The following is a 14,968-nucleotide window of genomic DNA, read 5'->3' as shown; positions in this document are numbered from 1 at the left end:
CATGACCGCCGTGCTGTCCCTCGATGACCTGTCCATCGGCTATCCGATGCGCCCCGGCCACGCGGGACACGTGGCGCTCTCCGGCGTCTCGGCGAGCCTGGATGCGGGGGAGGGGCTGATTCTCTCTGGTGGCGCGGGCTCGGGCAAATCCACCCTCGCCCGCATCCTCAGCCTGCGTCCGGGTGCCCCCGCGCGTGTGGTCGGCGGTACCGGGAGTGTGCTCGGCGCACCCCTGCGAGGCTTCGGACACGGTGCCCGCAAGCGCGCCCGTGCTCGGATCGGATATCTGCCGCAGCGCGAACAGGGCGCGATCCTCGGCATGCAAACCGTTGCGGCGGGGCTTGCCCAGCGGGTACGTCAGCACAACCCGGGCCTGGATGATCCGGCGGTGGGACAGCGCGTGGCACACCTGCTCGATGATGCCCGGCTCCCGCTTTCGGTCCTCGACCGTTTTGCCAATGAACTCTCCAGCGGTCAGCGCCAGCGCGTGGGCTTGGCTCTGCAGCTGGCCGGAGACCCGAAGTTTCTGATTCTGGATGAGCCCACCGCCGGGCTGGATCCCAACGTGCGTCCGGCCATTGCCGAGGCGATCACCCGCGTTCAGGCCGCCGGCGGCACCGTACTCCTGGTCAGTAACGAACCCGACCTGTGCGGCTCCCTGACGCTGCCGATCCTCACCCTGGATCGCGGAACCCCGGTCGCCTACACCGAGGGCGCTCCACGGCCCGCCAAGCCCGTTTCGGCGTAGCATTCGCGCACGCCCCTGGGCGTGTATGCGACACGAATCGCCCGGGGCGCGCTCGATTTCGTTCCGGCCCAATCGCGCTGCTACAGTAGTAACACGCCAGCAGGCATCTTCCTCGATAGCTCAGCGGCAGAGCAGCCGGCTGTTAACCGGCAGGTCCTTGGTTCGAATCCAAGTCGGGGAGCTAAGCCCCGGGAAGCTCCACCTTCCCGGGGCTTTTTAGTACCCAAAAGCAAGGGTGAAAGCTCCCCTGCGAAGGCCCCGGGCTTTTCAGTACCCAAAAACTCGCGCCGAAGCTCGCCCGCGAAGGCCCCGGGCTTTTTAGTACCCAAAAACTCGCGCCGAAGCTCCCCTGCGAAGGCTCCGTGCTGTCTGGCCCCCAAATTCTTCCTCGAAGTCTCCTTGGCGCGGGCATGTGTGAGTGAACGCGGTCGAGCATGAGATGGAGCTGGTCACTCACCCTAGACTCTCCGAAAATAGGTGGTAGCTTCGAGTTAACGGCCGCTCTCCCAATAGGCAGAACTTGAGGGAGAGCTTTGCAAATACGCAGTGTGGGTTTGTCGCTGCTGAGTGCAGCAATTCTGGTTGTGGTCGGGACTTCGGGCGCGGCTAGCGCCTCATCTCCACCCTCCGACGCACCCTTGACCGTCGCCATTGAGTCGAGGTGCCCTCATGAGCGCTGACGAAAAAATAGTTCGGTGGAGCGCGTTGCACATCACCGTTGCCGATGGACGCTCCTGGGTTACGAGCGTGTGCTGCGTTTCAGGGGCTGGGCATACGTTTCTATTTGAAGAGGTGTTTCGTGAAACCGCCCAGGGACTAGTCTTCGCCGGGCTTAGTTCGCCGGGCATTGAGCGTCCGCGAGGCCCCTATCCCTGGAATCCCGAGGATGTGGTGAAGTCATACTCCCTGCGCGAGGTTCCCGAGAGCTTGCCCGCCCCTGTTTGGCCGAATATGGTGGCGGAGCAACTACGATCATCGGGACGCCTCTTCCTTGCCTCCGCTGGGACGCCGACCGGATGGAGGGGTATCCTGGCGCATCGCAAGCGCCCGAAGCGCGAGCATCGGTAGCCGACGACGCAACTTCGCCGCGCGAGCGTATTCCTGTGATGCGCAAGCGGCCGGCTCGGTTCCCCGGAAACATGCGGGACACGCCCAGATTTTGACTCGAATTGAAGCACGCCGCGCGCCTGTAGTAAAGTAACTCATGTAGCAACAAACGCCGTAATCCTCGATAGCTCAGCGGCAGAGCAGCCGGCTGTTAACCGGCAGGTCCTTGGTTCGAATCCAAGTCGGGGAGCCACAGATACGCGCCGGGTCACCCCGGCGCGTATTGTTTTATGCGGGAAGGAACGGGCATGAGCGATTACGAAAAAGAACGCACCCGCCGGGCCGCACGTGTCGCACGCGGTGCCGTGCGCTACACCCTGATCGGACTGATTGTCCTGGTTGGTGTGGTGTGGGTGATCGGCGCACTCGCGCGCTGACCTCGGAGACACAAAACGGGCTCGTCCACGAATGTGGGCGAGCCCGTTTTTGTTGGGCTGTCGGAAAACCTACGCGTCGATGTCGTCTACGCCGGGAGTCCAGCTCAGGCCGGGAACACCCCAGCGGTACTTGCGGGTCAGGCGGTCCTGGGTCTTCCAGTCACCGGAGCCCAGACGATCCAGATAAAGGTAGCCATCCAGGTGGTCATACTCGTGCTGGAGAATACGCGCACGCCACCCGGTCACATCCAGGGTGAAGGGTTTCTGGTCAAGGTCCACGGCGGTCAGTACCGCGCGCTCGGAGCGGCGCAGTGGGAAACGCTCACCCGGGAACGAGAGGCAGCCCTCGGACTCGATGTCCTCGTCCGGTTCTCCCGGCTCGGCCGGGCTGATCAGCAGCGTGGGGTTGATTGCCACGCCCCGCCAGGGCTCGCCCTCGGGGGTCTCGTAGCTGTAGACAAACAGACGCAAGCCGACGCCCACCTGGGGGGCCGCCAGGCCCACGCCGGGGGCCGCGTCCATGGTCTCGTACATGTTCTCGACGAGGGTGCGCAGGTCCGCGTCAAATTTGGTCACCGGGGCGGCCGGGGTGTGCAATACCGGTTCGCCCTTGATGCAAATGGGAAGAATAGCCATGCCACTACCCTATCTTTCGCGCGGCTCACGGTAGGCTCAATGGGTGAGCCCCGTACTAGATTTCCTGACCGAGGTCAGTCTGGAGACCTTCCAGAACCCCACCCAGATGATCGGTGTCCCCATCGCCATCGTGGGTGCCGTCTTCCTTTCGCTTGGAGCGCAGTTCCAGCACCGCGGAGTCAACAAGGTGGATAACGCCACCGAGGGTACCGGGAAAAACGGGCTCAACTTCGGTCAGCTGACGCTGCTGCTCAAGCGTCCGTCCTGGGTGATCGGCACGCTGATGCTTGGTCTGGCCATCGTGTTCCAACTGGTGTCGCTGGCGTTCTCGCCCCTGATTCTGGTGCAGCCACTGGGCGCGATCGCGCTCGTGGTGACCGCGATTGTCAACTCACGAGTGTCCAAGGTCAAGATGACCCGCGCCGGAATTATCTCGATCGCCGCCTGTGTGCTGGGTATCGGATTGTTTGTGGGGATCGCGGCGACCGTCAGCGGTGAAAAGCCGGTGACCGACGAGAAGCTCATCACGATCCTGATCATACTGGGTGTTGTGCTGCTGATCCTCGGCACCATGTTTGCCATCTTCCGCACCCGCGCTCGCGCCCTGTTCTACATCATCTCCGCGGGAATGGTCTACGGGTTCGTGGCGACCCTCGCCAAGGTTGTGATCAGCCGTGTGCAGGCCTCCGACTTCAACTGGCTCACCCTGATCTGCATCGTGGGTCTGCTCGCCGGCACCGGCCTGGGCGCCTACTTTGTACAAAATGCCTATGCTTCCGGCCCGCCGGATCTGGTGATCGCTGGGCTCACGGTTGTGGATCCGATGGTGGCCGTGGCCATCGCCGTGATCGTGCTGGGGGAGGCCGACGGCGCGCCGCTGTGGGCCATCATTGGGTTTGTCGTAGCGGGGGCCATCGCCGTCTGGGGAGTGTTCCAACTCGCCCGGCATCACCCGCAGGTAGCAAACTAAAACTCATCCTCGCGACTGATCTTCGCGCCACACACGCATGGATAACAAGCGTTGGGATGCACGCAGACGTTAGAATAGGGTGACCCCGAGGCCGCAGTTTGGCCTCAGCAGACCGGTCTGAAACCGGCAACCACGGAGGATCTCCACATCTTGACCGACTCAACCGAAAACCGTCCCGAGCTCACCGCCGAGACGACTCCGGCAAAGCGGCCGCTGCGCATCGTGATCGGAACCGACACGTTCGCCCCCGACGTGAACGGTGCCGCCCGGTTCACCGAGCGCCTCGCCGCCGGCCTGGTCGCCCGCGGACACGACGTCCACGTTGTTGCCCCCGCTGCGTCCTACCGTCACGGCACCTGGACCGAGCCGCACGAGGGCCAGCGGATGACCCTGCACCGCCTGTTCAGCGTGCGCTGGTACCCGCACGACTGGCTGCGTTTTGCCCTGCCGTGGACCATCAACCGCAACGCGGCCAAGGTTCTGGATGAGCTCAAGCCCGACGTGGTTCACTCGCAGTCGTTCTTCGTGATCGGCCGAGGGCTCTCGGTGCAGGCGCAGAAGCGCGGCATTCGTATCGTGGCAACCAACCACGTGATGCCCGAGAACATGCTTGAGTTCACGATGGTCCCGCAGGCCTTCCAGAAGCAGCTGATCGCCTGGGCTTGGCGCCTGGCCGAGCGCGCGCTGGGCCGTGCCGAGTCGGTAACGACCCCGACCCGTCGCGCCGCCGACTTCCTCGAGCGCTACACCAACATTCGCGATGTTCACGCGATCTCCTGCGGCATCGACTCCTCGCGCTACACGCCGAGCTTCGAGCCGCGCACCGAGAATCGCATCCTGTTTGTGGGTCGGATCACCGGTGAGAAGCAGATCGACGTGCTGATCCGCGCCGTCGCGAGCCTCGATCCCGAACTCGACGCCAAGCTCACCATCATCGGTGGCGGAGATCAGAAAAAGGCCCTCCAGGAGCTCGTAAGCGAGCTGGGTCTGGGGGAGCGGGTGCACTTCGCCGGCTATGTGACCGATGAGGAACTGCGCCAGGCCTACACCGACGCCACCGTGTTCGCGATGCCCTCGATTGCCGAGCTGCAGTCGATCGCCACGATGGAGGCCATGTCCACCGCGCTGCCGGTGGTTGCCGCCGACGCAATGGCACTGCCGCACCTGGTGCACGATGGTGAAAACGGCCACCTGTTCGAGCCCGGTAACGTGGCCGACCTGGCCGAGAAGCTGACCGACGTGCTCACGGCCGACACCGACAAGCTCAACGCGTTCAAGAACGCCTCGCTGCGCCTGATCGCGCCGCACGATATCGAGCGCACCCTCAACACCTTCGAGGCGCTGTACCGCGGCGAAGAGGTTGTGGATCCGGTCACCGAAATCGGCGCCGAGCAGTCGGCCGAATAGCCGGGTTCCTCGTCGTGTCGTCGGCTCCGCTGGCGATAAGATAGGACCGTTGTGTTCCCTCGGGGGCACAACCTGGGGCGGTAGCCAAGCTGGTTAAGGCATTCGGCTCATAACCGAACGATCGCGGGTTCAAGTCCCGCCCGCCCTACAAGAGTGTTACGCGGAGAAGCCGCGCGTGGGTTTGCGTCCGCGGCGTGGACGCAGCGGACGGGCTGCGCGTTCTACCGCGCGACCGGATGCCAGTTCTGCACCCACCCGGTCGATCCAGGCGAGGGCCGCCTCGGCCTGCGCCGCGCGGGCCGCGGTCACGAAGGGCTGGGCTGCGTGGGGGGCTTCGGGAATCTCGGCTGATTCTGCCCAGGAGGACCAAGCCTCACGGTAGCCCACCAGGAGCGCTCGTACGTCATCGGCGCTGCCGGGCAGCGAGGCGGTGATCAGCAGCTGATCCTGCATGTCGTTCCAGTCCGGAGCCTGCGCCTGCTCGGGGGCGGTGGTCCAGGACGCGGCGAATTCAACTCCGTCGGCGGAGAGCTCATACAGGGGGAGCGAGTCCTCGGTGAGGCCGGCCGAGCGGACGAGACCGGCGGTCAGCAGGCGATCAAGCGTTCCGTAGATCTGACCGACGTTGATGCCCGCGCGATGGGGTGCGCGCACGGTGAGTTCATCGCGAATCTGCAGACCGTAGGCGGGGCCGAGGGTCAGGATCGCCAGCAGGGAGCCCTTGACGGACACGTGATGCCTTTCGCTCATGCGGTTATCTTCTACCGAGTATAGGGAACCCGGCGGCAAAACGCTTGCGTCCGTCCGAATGATCTGCACATAATGACAGAGACGGGCTGGACTGCCGGGAAGCATCGTTTGGGTGCGTAGGGGAAGACGCATCACCACAAACGAAGGGAATCCCGTGTCCATCCAGAACAACGAAAGACAGAGTCGAGGGATGGTGTTCATCCATTCGGCCCCACGCGCATTCCGCGCCCATATCGAATGGGCGGTCGGAGGCGTTATCGGTCATGCGCTGGGACTCGACTGGAGTGAGCAGCCCGTTCAGCGTGGCGCTCTTCGGGCCGAGTTTTCCTGGACCGCGCCGCCGGGCACCGGGGCCCGACTGGCGACGGCCCTGCACGCCTGGGATCAGATGCGCTTCGAGGTAACCGAGGACGCCGCGGCGGGTCTGGACGGTCACCGCTGGATGTACACACCCGACCAGGGCATGCACTCGGCGCAGACCGATACCGGGGGCAACGTGGTGGTGAGCGAGAATCGCGTGCGGCTTGCCCTGGCCGAGGCGATCGATCAGCCGCATCAACTTCATGAGCGGATGGAACAGCTACTCGGTACCAGCTGGGACCTTGAGCTCGACGTGTTTCGCGGTGCGAGCGAGGCCGGCCCGGTCACCTGGCTGCACCGCGTCGGCTAGCCAAATTTTTGGCACCGCACGCAACGGCACGGATCCCCGGTCCTGGTGCCGAGCGGCGCGCATACAACACAGCGGCCCGCCTCCCGAGGGAGACGAGCCACTGTGTGATTTCCGGGACGAAGACTAGGCGACGTAGGTGCGCAGGGCCACCACGGCGTTGTGTCCACCGAAGCCGAACGAGTTGGAGATCGCCAGCACGGGCTCATCGCCCAGCGGGCGCGGCTCGGTGACGACATCCAGCTCGATGGCCGGGTCCTGGTTGTCCAGGTTGATGGTCGGCGGGATGACCTTCTCGGCCAGCGCCTTCGCGGTGAATGCGGCCTCGATTGCACCGGCTCCACCGAGCAGGTGCCCGGTCGATGCCTTGGTTGCGGTCACGGCAATCTCGCCGAGGCGGTCACCGAAGACCGCGCGCAGGGCGTTGTACTCGGCGATGTCGCCCACCGGGGTCGAGGTGGCGTGGGCGTTAATGTGGCCCACCTCATCCAGCGAGTATCCGGCGTTCTCCACGGCCGCGCGCATCGCGCGAGCAGCGGCGGTACCCTGGGGGTCCGGAGCGGTGATGTGGTACGCGTCGGAGGTGACGGCACCACCGAGCAGCTCGGCGTAGATCTTGGCGCCACGCGCCAGGGCGTGCTCCAGGGTCTCCACCACGAGAGCGGCGGCACCCTCACCAAGAACGAAGCCGTCGCGGTCCACGTCGTAGGGACGCGAGGCCACGGTCGGGTCATCATTGCGCTTGGAGAGCGCCTGCATCGCGGCAAACGAGGCCAGGGGCAGCGGGTGGATGGCGGCTTCCGAGCCACCGGCGATCACGACGTCGGCGAGGCCCTGCTGCAGGTGGTCATAGGCGTTGGCCAGGGACTCGGTGCTCGACGCACACGCCGACACCACGGTCCGCTCGCCACCGCGAGCACCCAGGTCCATGCCGATTGCGGCGGCGGGGCCGTTGGGCATGAGCATCGGAACGGTCATCGGGAGCACGCGTCGCGGGCCCTTTTCACGCAGGGTATCCCAGGCGTCCAGCAGGGTCCACACGCCACCGATTCCGGTAGCCCAGTCGACCAGCAGGCGCTCGGGGTCAACCTCGGGGGTGCCGGCGTCGGCCCAGGCCTCGCGGGCGGCGGTCAGGGCAAACTGGCTCGACGGGTCGAGGCGCTTGACTTCCTGGCGGGCCAGAACATCCACGGACTTGGTGGCTGCCTGGGCGGCGAAGGTGACCGGCAGACCCAGCTCTTCAACCCAGGGCTGCTCGAGCGGGGAGGCGCCGGACTTGCCGGCAAGAAGGTTGGTCCAGGTTTCGTCGGTGGTACCGCCCAGAGGGCTGGTGATGCCGATACCGGTGACGACGATTCGCTTGGTCATTCGATGAACTCTTTCGTCAGAATAAAACGGAGGGGAGTGGGGCAGATCAGGCCCGACCAGTGGCCGGGCCTGAGCAATTCCCGAGGGACTACGCCTGAGCGGAAACGATGAAGCTGACGGCGTCGCCGACGGTCTTCAAGTTCTTAACCTCGTCGTCCGGAATCTTCACGTCGAACTTCTCCTCGGCGTTGACCACGATGGTCATCATCGAGATCGAGTCGATGTCGAGGTCGTCGGTGAACGACTTCTCCAGGGCCACCTGATCGGCGGCGATACCGGTCTCGTCGTTAACCAGTTCAGCCAGGCCGGCGAGTACTTCTTCGGTGGACAGTGCCATTATTTTTTCTCCTTGAATATCGAGTGACCGTCGTACAGTGTATGCGAATCACGGGTGTTTGCGGCAATAACGTGCCGAGATCTACGGAAGTACAACCACCTGCGCGCCAAAGGCGAGGCCGGCTCCGAAGCCGATCTGCAGGGCGTAACCGCCGGAAAGCTGCGGGTTTTCCTGCAGCAGACGGTGGGCCGCGAGCGGAATCGAGGCGGCCGAGGTGTTGCCGGTGGTCGCGATATCGCGGGCGATGATCACCGATTCCGGAAGCTTGAGCTGCTTTGCGAACTCATCCACGATGCGCATGTTCGCCTGGTGCGGGATGAAGGCGGCGAGGTCGTCGGCGGTGATGCCGGCCACCTCGAGAGCCTCACGGGCAACCTTGGCCATCTCCCAGACGGCCCAGCGGAAGACCGAGGGGCCCTCCTGGCGCAGGGTCGGCCAGGGTGCCTTACCGTCGCGGTACTCGATCAGGGTGGCGTTCATGCCCACCTTGTCCGCGTTGGCACCGTCGGAACCCCAGACGGTGGCGGCGATGCCGGGGTAGTCCGAGGGGCCGATCACGGCCGCGCCAGCACCGTCACCCAGCAGGAATGAGATGCTGCGGTCGGTGGGGTCGATCACATCGGAGAGCTTCTCGGCACCCACAACCACGGCGTAGTGTGCGGCACCGGCGCGGATCAGAGCGTCGGCCTGGGCCACGGCGTAGGCGTAGCCCGCGCAGGCGGCGTTGGCGTCGTAGGCGGCGGCCGGGTTGGCGCCAATCCGGTCGGCAACCACGGTGGCCATCGAGGGGGTCTGCTGCACGTTGCTGATGGTCGCGATGATCACCAGGTCTACCTGGCCGGGCTCGATCCCGGCGTTGGCTACGGCCTCCATTGCAGCCTCGGTCGCGAGGTCGATCGCCAGGACATCGGCGGAGGCGCGGTGACGGGTAATCACGCCGGTGCGCTGCTGGATCCACTCATCCGAGGAGTTAATCGGCTCGATGATCTCGGAGTTCGGAACCACGAGCTCGCCGCGGGCTGCACCCATGCCGAGGATGCGGGTGAACTGGGGGCCGGTGGACTGGCGAAGCTGGGGACGGGTCATGATGCGTTTCCTTCCGCGTGTGCGGTGAGCAGCTCGACTGCTGCGGCAATGTCGCTCGGGGACTTGATGGCGACGGTGGGGACGCCCTTCAGGCCGCGGCGGGCGAGGCCCACCAGCGCACCGGCGGGGGCCAGCTCGATCAGGCCGGTGATGCCGGCGGCGGCGAAGGACTCCATGCAGAGATCCCAGCGCACCGGGGAGGCAACCTGGGTGACCAGCAGATCCAGGAACTCCTGGCCGGAGGTGACCTGGCGGCCGTCGTTGTTGGTCCACAGCGGCAGGGTCGGGTCGGCCGGGGTCACGTTGGCGGCGACGTCCTTGAGGACCTCGCGGGCGGACTCCATGTAGCGGGTGTGGAAGGCTCCGGCCACCTGCAGCGGGATCACGCGGGCACCGGCGGGCGGGGTTGCGGCGAGGGCCTCGAGGCCATCGAACTCGCCGGCCACGACGATCTGTCCGCCTCCGTTGTAGTTGGCGGGGGAGAGCCCCACGGCCGCGGCGGCGGCCTCAACTACCTCGTCGCCGCCACCCAGGACGGCGCTCATGCCGGTGGGGACCGCGGCCGCGGCGGTGGCCATCGCGCGGGCGCGGGCGGCCACGAAGCTCAGGGCATCGGTCTCGCTCAGTACGCCGGTTACGGCGGCTGCGGCGATCTCGCCGACCGAGTGTCCGGCTACTCCGCCGATGACGGCGTCGGGGGCGGCCTCGCGCAGCGCGTTCAGCGCCAGCAGGCTCGCGGCCACGATGAGAGGCTGGGCGATCGCGGTGTCGCGGATCGTGTCGGCGTCGGACTCGGTGCCGTGGGCGATCAGGTCGACCCCGGCGGCCTCGGAGTAGGACGCGAGCAGCTCGCGTGCGCCGGGAAGCTCAAGCCAGGGGGTCAGGAAACCGGGGGTCTGGGATCCCTGTCCGGGACATACAAGTACAATCACCCCTCTATCTTGCCAAGGGTTTGGACGCTTTCGGTGTTGACTCTCTTATAAAAAATGGAAATTTGTTTGGTGGAGTCCTACAGACGCGCCGGGGGTTCGTCTTCGCGGGTGAGGCGATCGACGATTTCGCGGACGGTTTCCCGCGTGATTTCCGGCTGGAACGAGCGGTGAATGGTCAGTCCCTCCACCGCGGCGTCCAGTGCATAGGTGGTCATCGGGTCAAAGTGTCGGCCGATCGCGACGCGACTCTGCGACATCCAGTGCCGGATCACCTCGCGTACCCGTTCGTTTTTGATACTGAACGCGTAGAGCTCATAGCTCAGGGTCAGCGTGCGCGGGGTTTCCCAGATATCGCCGGTGATGACCTCAACCACGGCCTCGCGAGCCTCCTCGCGGGTGGTGGCCGCATCCATGATCTCCATGTAGCGACGGGACACGGTGGTGGCCATCAGCATGAATGCCTCGGTGAGGAGTTCCTCCATGCCGGAGAAGTAGTAGGTCATCGAGCCCAGGGGCACCTCGGCGGCCGCGGCGATGCGACGGTGGGTGGTGCCGGCGATGCCGTGCTCGGCGATCACGTCGAGGGTTGCCGCGATGATCTTCTCGCGACGCTGCGGATCTTTCGGGCGGTGGGTGGTGGCCATCCAGGGTCCTTTGATCGGGGTGTTCCTTTTCACTTTACCGCACGTGTCCCGGAGGTGTACGCTTGTACACTTACCGGTGTCCGGCGTGCCCCTGCCGCCATCACCCCGCCATCTCGCCCCACAAGGATTCCCCGATGACCTCCGCCACGACCACCCTCGCGCCCATTTCGCGCGAGCTGGCCCGCCGCCGCCTCGCGCTGCTCTCCTTCTTTTTTATCCCCGGCATCTCGTTGGCCTCCTGGGTGACCCGGACGCCTGCCGTCCGCGATCAGCTCGAAGCCTCGACCGCGCAGATGGGACTCATCCTGTTTGGGCTGTCGATCGGCTCGATGGCGGGAATCCTCGGGTCCGCCCCGCTGGTGCGACGTCTGGGCACCAAGCCGGTGACCCTGCTGGGCCTGCTGTGCATCGTGGGTGGTGTCGCGCTGATCGGCGGCGGAGTGCTGCTGAGTAGTGGCATCGGTGCGTTTATCGGACTGGCTGTGTTTGGCGCGGGCCAGGGGCTCGCCGAGATCGCGATGAACGTCGAGGGAGCCGAGATCGAGCGCCTCTCCGGACGCTCCTTCCTGCCCTATCTGCACGGCGCGTTCTCCCTGGGGACCGTGGTGGGGGCGAGCCTGGGCATCCTGTTCACGGCGATGGACTTCCCGGTGGCGCTGCACCTGGTGATCATCGCGGCGATCTGCATGCTCCCCATCATCTGGGGCATCCGCTACGTGCCCAGCGGGTTTGGGCGTCAGCGTGACACGACCGAGACCGGGAGTATCGCGACGGTCTATCCGGTGCGTCGCCCGCTGTGGAAGGACCACCGCCTGCTGCTGATCGGCGCAATCGTGCTGGCGATGGCCCTGGCCGAGGGTGCCGCCAACGACTGGCTGCCGCTGCTCATGGTTGACGGCCACGGCTACGACCCCGCCTGGGGCTCGCTGGTGTTCACCGGTTTCGCCCTGGCGATGACGATCGGACGCTTCACCGGTGGCGCGGTCATCAACCGCTTCGGCCGGGTCGCCGTGGTGCGTGGGAGCGCCCTGGCCGGCGCGATCGGAATCGCCCTGGTTGTCTTCGTGGACAACCCGGTGCTCGCCGGAATCGCCGTGTTCTTCTGGGGTCTGGGCGCCTCGCTCGGGTTCCCGCTGACAATTTCTGCCGCCGGCGACACCGGCGAGCCGGGGGAAGACCCGGCTCGCCGCGTGAGCGCGGTCGCGACCACCGGCTACATCGCCTTCCTGGTGGGTCCGCCGCTGCTCGGCTTCCTCGGCGAGCACTTTGGCCTGCGCTCGGCAATGATTGTGGTGCTCGCGGTGGTGGCCGTGGCAATCTTCCTGGCCCCGGCGGTGCGGCCGCGGGCCGATGCCGAGCAGGAATCCACGCACTAGCGTTTGAAGACAGGAGGTCCCGGATCCGACATTGGATCCGGGACCTCCCGCGTTTCACCCGCCGACCGGAGGAGGAACTACTCGCTCCACAGCGCCCGAACCCGTGGGGCCTGCGCGAGGCCGGTCGCGAAGCCCGCCCGGGCGGCGTCTGGACGGAGACTCGGGTTCATGGCGTGGGGGCCAAACAGGTGTTCGGTCTCGGCATCCGGGACGATCACCTCAACCAGGCTGCCGCCTGTACGGAGGGCGTGGACCTGCGCGGCGAGGTGGGTGCCCCATCTCTCGGGGTGCAGCGAGCGGCCGCCGAAGGGCGAGAGCACCAGCACCCGCTCGGCCCCGGCGGCGAGGTCGGCGTTCTCGGCGTTGGTCCGGAAGCCGCCGTCCAGATACGCGTGCTCGCCGATCCGATAGGGCAGACCGCTCGCACAGCTCGCGGCAACCGCATCGATCAGGTTTACCTCTTCGCCCCGGGAGAACTCGCGGGGGACGCCGGTACGGGCGTCGAGGGCGGTGAGCAGGATGTCGCGGTCCCGGCGCCAGTGCGCGCGGGGGAGACGGGCCGCCACGGTGTCGCGCCAGCCGCTCGACCAGCTGCCGTCCGAGTCGGCCTCACGTTCCAGGGCGCGGGTGCCGATGCGGCGACGGAAGTCCGCTAGATCTGCTGAGGCGGCGACGGTGCGGGTGAGCGCCTCCAGATGCGAGGTGACCGGACGCGCGGCCTCAGATCGTGAGGTGGCCGGGCGCGAGGTGGCTGGGCGCGAGCCGTTGGATTGTGACGATACCGGTCCCGGGCGCATCGGCGGCGTAGCGAGCGTTGCCTCGTAGAGGGCAGCGGCGGAGTCGCCGGTCAGCTGGGCGGCGGCCGTGGCACCGGCCGAGGTCCCGATCGTGAGGTTGGCCGAGGCGACGTCCAGACCGGTGGACGCAAGCCCGGCGATGACGCCGATCAGCCAGGCATTACCGGTTGAACCGCCCCCGCCGAGGACAAGCGCGCGATCGATCCGGCGCGGCGAAGATGTGTATGAAGTGTGCATGGTGAGCCTTTCCCAAAGGATTGCGGGTGCTCTCCCGGGCGACCCTGGTCGCCTAGAACCTCGCGCGTGACGGGCGGGATGCACCCGGTGTGGATACTGCGGACACGGGTATCACCTCCTGTTCATGCGTCGCTACATCAGGAAGGCTACTCCGGGTGGGCGCACCACGCCAATCAGATTTCCATCGTGGGCCGTGAATGTGGCGGGCCGGATAGCGACCTATGATTGGTGTGGGGGTACCAAAATGCAACAGGACGCGGGTCTTGACTTCAGCGATGAGTTTCTGACGCTGATGGGGCTGGACTACGGCATCACCGATCGGGAACGCCTGAGAGCGTGTCTCTCCGACGGCAGTGTCAGGTTCCCGGTGAGCGACGATTTCGACTTCACCTTCACCCAGATGGACAGCGGCTGGATCGCGGTCCGACGGCATGATCGCGGCCAACTCGATCGGCACTGGCAGGAGTTTGCGAGTCTCGAACTTGCCGAGCGTCATTTTGCGATGGATATCGTCTCGTCCCTGCGCCGTCGCCGGGGGCTCAGCCCACTGGCAGAGTCCCGCTCGTCCCGAGATCTTGCACCGAATTCGCGCGTCTTTAACGTGCGTATGCGGGGCGTGGAGCGCTCCCTGTGGGGCGAGGAGTTGCATGTGGAGGGGGTGCCATCCGCGCGATTTCCGCGCTACGCAATGACGCGGGAAAGCAAGGCTGTGGACGCATCATGGTCCCTACGATTCCCGGTCCGAGAGATTCACGCAGCCGGTTTGGATCCGGTGGGTGCCCCGATTTTTCATGTGCTCACTCAGGACTATGCGGAGACCCTCCACGATGAAGACTGATACAACACAAAGTGCATCGTCATCGCCGCACCCCAAGGACTTTAGTGACGAGTTTCGAGCGTGGCTTTCCCGGGGCAACCCGGGTGAACTGCGCGAGGGCGCGAAATCCGGTCAGGTAGAAATCTCCTACGACCAGGGGGACCTGATCGTCGTTGTGGAGCACCTCGAGGATCGCTGGTACGGGGTTTCGTACCGTTCGGTTTGGTACGTGGACGGGCGCGACCACTTCCTCTTTTCCTGCCGCACGCTGGAAACGGTGGAAAAACTCCTGGCCGTCCGGCACGGATGGGCCGTGCGCCGCTATGCCGGACACCTCTGGATCCCCGAACGAACCGATCGGGATAACCTGGCACCCGGAGTCGAACTGCGCGAGTTGGAGGCCGTCGAGCACATCCCGGGCCGTTACCCGTGGTCTCCCGTGCAGGAGCGGGTGAGCCGACGTGAAGAGCTCGTGCTGAACGGGGTTTCACTGGTGCGCTACCTGCCGATCACCACTATTCCGCTGCGAGAATCAGCCGCTGCCTCGTGGGTGGTGATCCATTCGGTGGGTGACATCATCGCGTCTCTTGCGCACCCGATGGGCCTCCCGAGTTTTCCGCTGGACTCGGCAACACCGCGTCCCGGCTACCGCTAGTCCATGCGTGGTGTTGACGGCAACTCATCGACCAGACGATGCACCGGTCCGCTGGTG

General features: G+C 65.7%; 16 protein-coding genes and 3 tRNA genes. 11 read left to right on the top strand and 8 right to left on the bottom strand.

Going from position 1 to position 14,968, the window contains the following annotated elements:
* Nucleotide 1 precedes the first annotated feature (1 nt).
* From D9V34_RS10245 to D9V34_RS18265, 4 genes are all read left to right on the top strand, one after another.
* The gene (locus D9V34_RS10245; RefSeq protein ID WP_121688725.1) at nucleotides 2–748 is read left to right on the top strand and encodes an ATP-binding cassette domain-containing protein; all 747 of its coding nucleotides are present in this window, start codon (nucleotides 2–4) and stop codon (nucleotides 746–748) included.
* A gap of 109 nt (nucleotides 749–857) precedes the next feature.
* Nucleotides 858–929 (top strand) — tRNA-Asn (locus D9V34_RS10240).
* Nucleotides 930–1,973: 1,044 nt separating this feature from the next.
* A tRNA-Asn gene (locus D9V34_RS10235) sits at nucleotides 1,974–2,048 on the top strand.
* Between the two features lie 55 nt (nucleotides 2,049–2,103).
* A complete protein-coding gene (locus tag D9V34_RS18265) occupies nucleotides 2,104–2,232 on the top strand; it encodes a hypothetical protein (RefSeq protein ID WP_259177640.1) in 129 nt (42 codons plus the stop codon).
* Between the two features lie 69 nt (nucleotides 2,233–2,301).
* Here D9V34_RS18265 and def read toward each other — a convergent pair whose 3' ends face one another.
* On the bottom strand, nucleotides 2,302–2,868 hold the full coding sequence (gene def, locus D9V34_RS10230; RefSeq protein ID WP_121688724.1) for a peptide deformylase: 567 nt from the start codon (nucleotides 2,866–2,868) through the stop codon (nucleotides 2,302–2,304).
* 43 nt (nucleotides 2,869–2,911) lie between these two features.
* Between def and D9V34_RS10225 the strand changes: the two genes are divergently transcribed.
* The 3 genes from D9V34_RS10225 to D9V34_RS10215 all read left to right on the top strand — a co-directional run bounded on the left by D9V34_RS10225 (nucleotide 2,912) and on the right by D9V34_RS10215 (nucleotide 5,393).
* Complete coding sequence (locus tag D9V34_RS10225; protein WP_245991994.1) at nucleotides 2,912–3,838, top strand: DMT family transporter; 927 nt, start codon at nucleotides 2,912–2,914, stop codon at nucleotides 3,836–3,838.
* A gap of 150 nt (nucleotides 3,839–3,988) precedes the next feature.
* Nucleotides 3,989–5,245: a glycosyltransferase gene (locus D9V34_RS10220; protein ID WP_245991993.1), complete on the top strand. Its 1,257-nt coding sequence runs from the start codon at nucleotides 3,989–3,991 to the stop codon at nucleotides 5,243–5,245.
* A gap of 74 nt (nucleotides 5,246–5,319) precedes the next feature.
* Nucleotides 5,320–5,393 (top strand) — tRNA-Ile (locus D9V34_RS10215).
* An 8-nt stretch (nucleotides 5,394–5,401) separates the two neighbouring features.
* Here the strand turns inward: D9V34_RS10215 and D9V34_RS10210 are convergent.
* Nucleotides 5,402–5,995, bottom strand: a complete 594-nt coding sequence (locus tag D9V34_RS10210) for a PadR family transcriptional regulator (RefSeq protein WP_183091943.1) — start codon at nucleotides 5,993–5,995, stop codon at nucleotides 5,402–5,404.
* A gap of 190 nt (nucleotides 5,996–6,185) precedes the next feature.
* Here D9V34_RS10210 and D9V34_RS10205 point away from each other — a divergent pair, with 190 nt between their 5' ends.
* Complete coding sequence (locus tag D9V34_RS10205; protein WP_121688966.1) at nucleotides 6,186–6,665, top strand: DUF3145 domain-containing protein; 480 nt, start codon at nucleotides 6,186–6,188, stop codon at nucleotides 6,663–6,665.
* 123 nt (nucleotides 6,666–6,788) lie between these two features.
* On the opposite strand, the gene D9V34_RS10200 is transcribed toward D9V34_RS10205, so the two are convergent.
* From D9V34_RS10200 to D9V34_RS10180, 5 genes are all read right to left on the bottom strand, one after another.
* On the bottom strand, nucleotides 6,789–8,030 hold the full coding sequence (locus D9V34_RS10200) for a beta-ketoacyl-[acyl-carrier-protein] synthase family protein (RefSeq protein ID WP_121688722.1): 1,242 nt from the start codon (nucleotides 8,028–8,030) through the stop codon (nucleotides 6,789–6,791).
* A gap of 88 nt (nucleotides 8,031–8,118) precedes the next feature.
* Nucleotides 8,119–8,367 (bottom strand): acyl carrier protein, encoded by a 249-nt coding sequence (locus tag D9V34_RS10195; protein ID WP_030143644.1) that lies wholly within the window; start codon nucleotides 8,365–8,367, stop codon nucleotides 8,119–8,121.
* Between the two features lie 81 nt (nucleotides 8,368–8,448).
* A complete protein-coding gene (locus D9V34_RS10190; RefSeq protein ID WP_121688721.1) occupies nucleotides 8,449–9,453 on the bottom strand; it encodes a beta-ketoacyl-ACP synthase 3 in 1,005 nt (334 codons plus the stop codon).
* Complete coding sequence (locus D9V34_RS10185; RefSeq protein WP_121688720.1) at nucleotides 9,450–10,385, bottom strand: ACP S-malonyltransferase; 936 nt, start codon at nucleotides 10,383–10,385, stop codon at nucleotides 9,450–9,452. Before D9V34_RS10185 ends, D9V34_RS10190 begins: the two co-directional genes overlap by 4 nt.
* 77 nt (nucleotides 10,386–10,462) lie before the next feature.
* The gene (locus tag D9V34_RS10180) at nucleotides 10,463–11,029 is read right to left on the bottom strand and encodes a TetR/AcrR family transcriptional regulator (RefSeq protein WP_121688719.1); all 567 of its coding nucleotides are present in this window, start codon (nucleotides 11,027–11,029) and stop codon (nucleotides 10,463–10,465) included.
* A 62-nt stretch (nucleotides 11,030–11,091) separates the two neighbouring features.
* On the opposite strand from D9V34_RS10180, the gene D9V34_RS10175 reads away from it, so the two are divergent.
* Nucleotides 11,092–12,405: an MFS transporter gene (locus D9V34_RS10175; RefSeq protein WP_342773000.1), complete on the top strand. Its 1,314-nt coding sequence runs from the start codon at nucleotides 11,092–11,094 to the stop codon at nucleotides 12,403–12,405.
* A 77-nt stretch (nucleotides 12,406–12,482) separates the two neighbouring features.
* On the opposite strand, the gene D9V34_RS10170 is transcribed toward D9V34_RS10175, so the two are convergent.
* Nucleotides 12,483–13,439 (bottom strand): patatin-like phospholipase family protein, encoded by a 957-nt coding sequence (locus tag D9V34_RS10170; RefSeq protein WP_121688717.1) that lies wholly within the window; start codon nucleotides 13,437–13,439, stop codon nucleotides 12,483–12,485.
* A 244-nt stretch (nucleotides 13,440–13,683) separates the two neighbouring features.
* Between D9V34_RS10170 and D9V34_RS10165 the strand changes: the two genes are divergently transcribed.
* Together D9V34_RS10165 and D9V34_RS10160 are read left to right on the top strand one after the other, a co-directional pair.
* On the top strand, nucleotides 13,684–14,277 hold the full coding sequence (locus D9V34_RS10165; protein WP_121688716.1) for a hypothetical protein: 594 nt from the start codon (nucleotides 13,684–13,686) through the stop codon (nucleotides 14,275–14,277).
* Nucleotides 14,267–14,911, top strand: coding sequence for a hypothetical protein (locus D9V34_RS10160; RefSeq protein ID WP_121688715.1), 645 nt, complete (start codon nucleotides 14,267–14,269; stop codon nucleotides 14,909–14,911). The genes D9V34_RS10165 and D9V34_RS10160 overlap by 11 nt, the downstream gene beginning before the upstream one ends.
* Nucleotides 14,912–14,968: the final 57 nt, after the last annotated feature.

Source organism: Mycetocola lacteus, from assembly GCF_003667575.1.
In the GTDB taxonomy this organism is placed as follows: Bacteria; Actinomycetota; Actinomycetes; order Actinomycetales; family Microbacteriaceae; genus Mycetocola; species Mycetocola lacteus.
Note: the sequence above shows the minus strand (reverse complement) of the source record. Positions and strands in the feature narration are given on the sequence as shown.

Excerpts from the sequence above, each read along its gene's own strand:
- D9V34_RS10245 (WP_121688725.1), top strand. The coding sequence starts at position 2 with ATGACCGCCGTGCTGTCCCTCGATGACCTGTCCATCGGCTATCCGATG.
- D9V34_RS18265 (WP_259177640.1), top strand. The coding sequence starts at position 2,104 with ATGAGCGATTACGAAAAAGAACGCACCCGCCGGGCCGCACGTGTCGCA.
- def (WP_121688724.1), bottom strand. The coding sequence starts at position 2,868 with ATGGCTATTCTTCCCATTTGCATCAAGGGCGAACCGGTATTGCACACC.
- D9V34_RS10210 (WP_183091943.1), bottom strand. The coding sequence starts at position 5,995 with ATGAGCGAAAGGCATCACGTGTCCGTCAAGGGCTCCCTGCTGGCGATC.
- D9V34_RS10205 (WP_121688966.1), top strand. The coding sequence starts at position 6,186 with ATGGTGTTCATCCATTCGGCCCCACGCGCATTCCGCGCCCATATCGAA.
- D9V34_RS10200 (WP_121688722.1), bottom strand. The coding sequence starts at position 8,030 with ATGACCAAGCGAATCGTCGTCACCGGTATCGGCATCACCAGCCCTCTG.
- D9V34_RS10195 (WP_030143644.1), bottom strand. The coding sequence starts at position 8,367 with ATGGCACTGTCCACCGAAGAAGTACTCGCCGGCCTGGCTGAACTGGTT.
- D9V34_RS10190 (WP_121688721.1), bottom strand. The coding sequence starts at position 9,453 with ATGACCCGTCCCCAGCTTCGCCAGTCCACCGGCCCCCAGTTCACCCGC.
- D9V34_RS10180 (WP_121688719.1), bottom strand. The coding sequence starts at position 11,029 with ATGGCCACCACCCACCGCCCGAAAGATCCGCAGCGTCGCGAGAAGATC.
- D9V34_RS10170 (WP_121688717.1), bottom strand. The coding sequence starts at position 13,439 with ATGCACACTTCATACACATCTTCGCCGCGCCGGATCGATCGCGCGCTT.
- D9V34_RS10165 (WP_121688716.1), top strand. The coding sequence starts at position 13,684 with ATGCAACAGGACGCGGGTCTTGACTTCAGCGATGAGTTTCTGACGCTG.
- D9V34_RS10160 (WP_121688715.1), top strand. The coding sequence starts at position 14,267 with ATGAAGACTGATACAACACAAAGTGCATCGTCATCGCCGCACCCCAAG.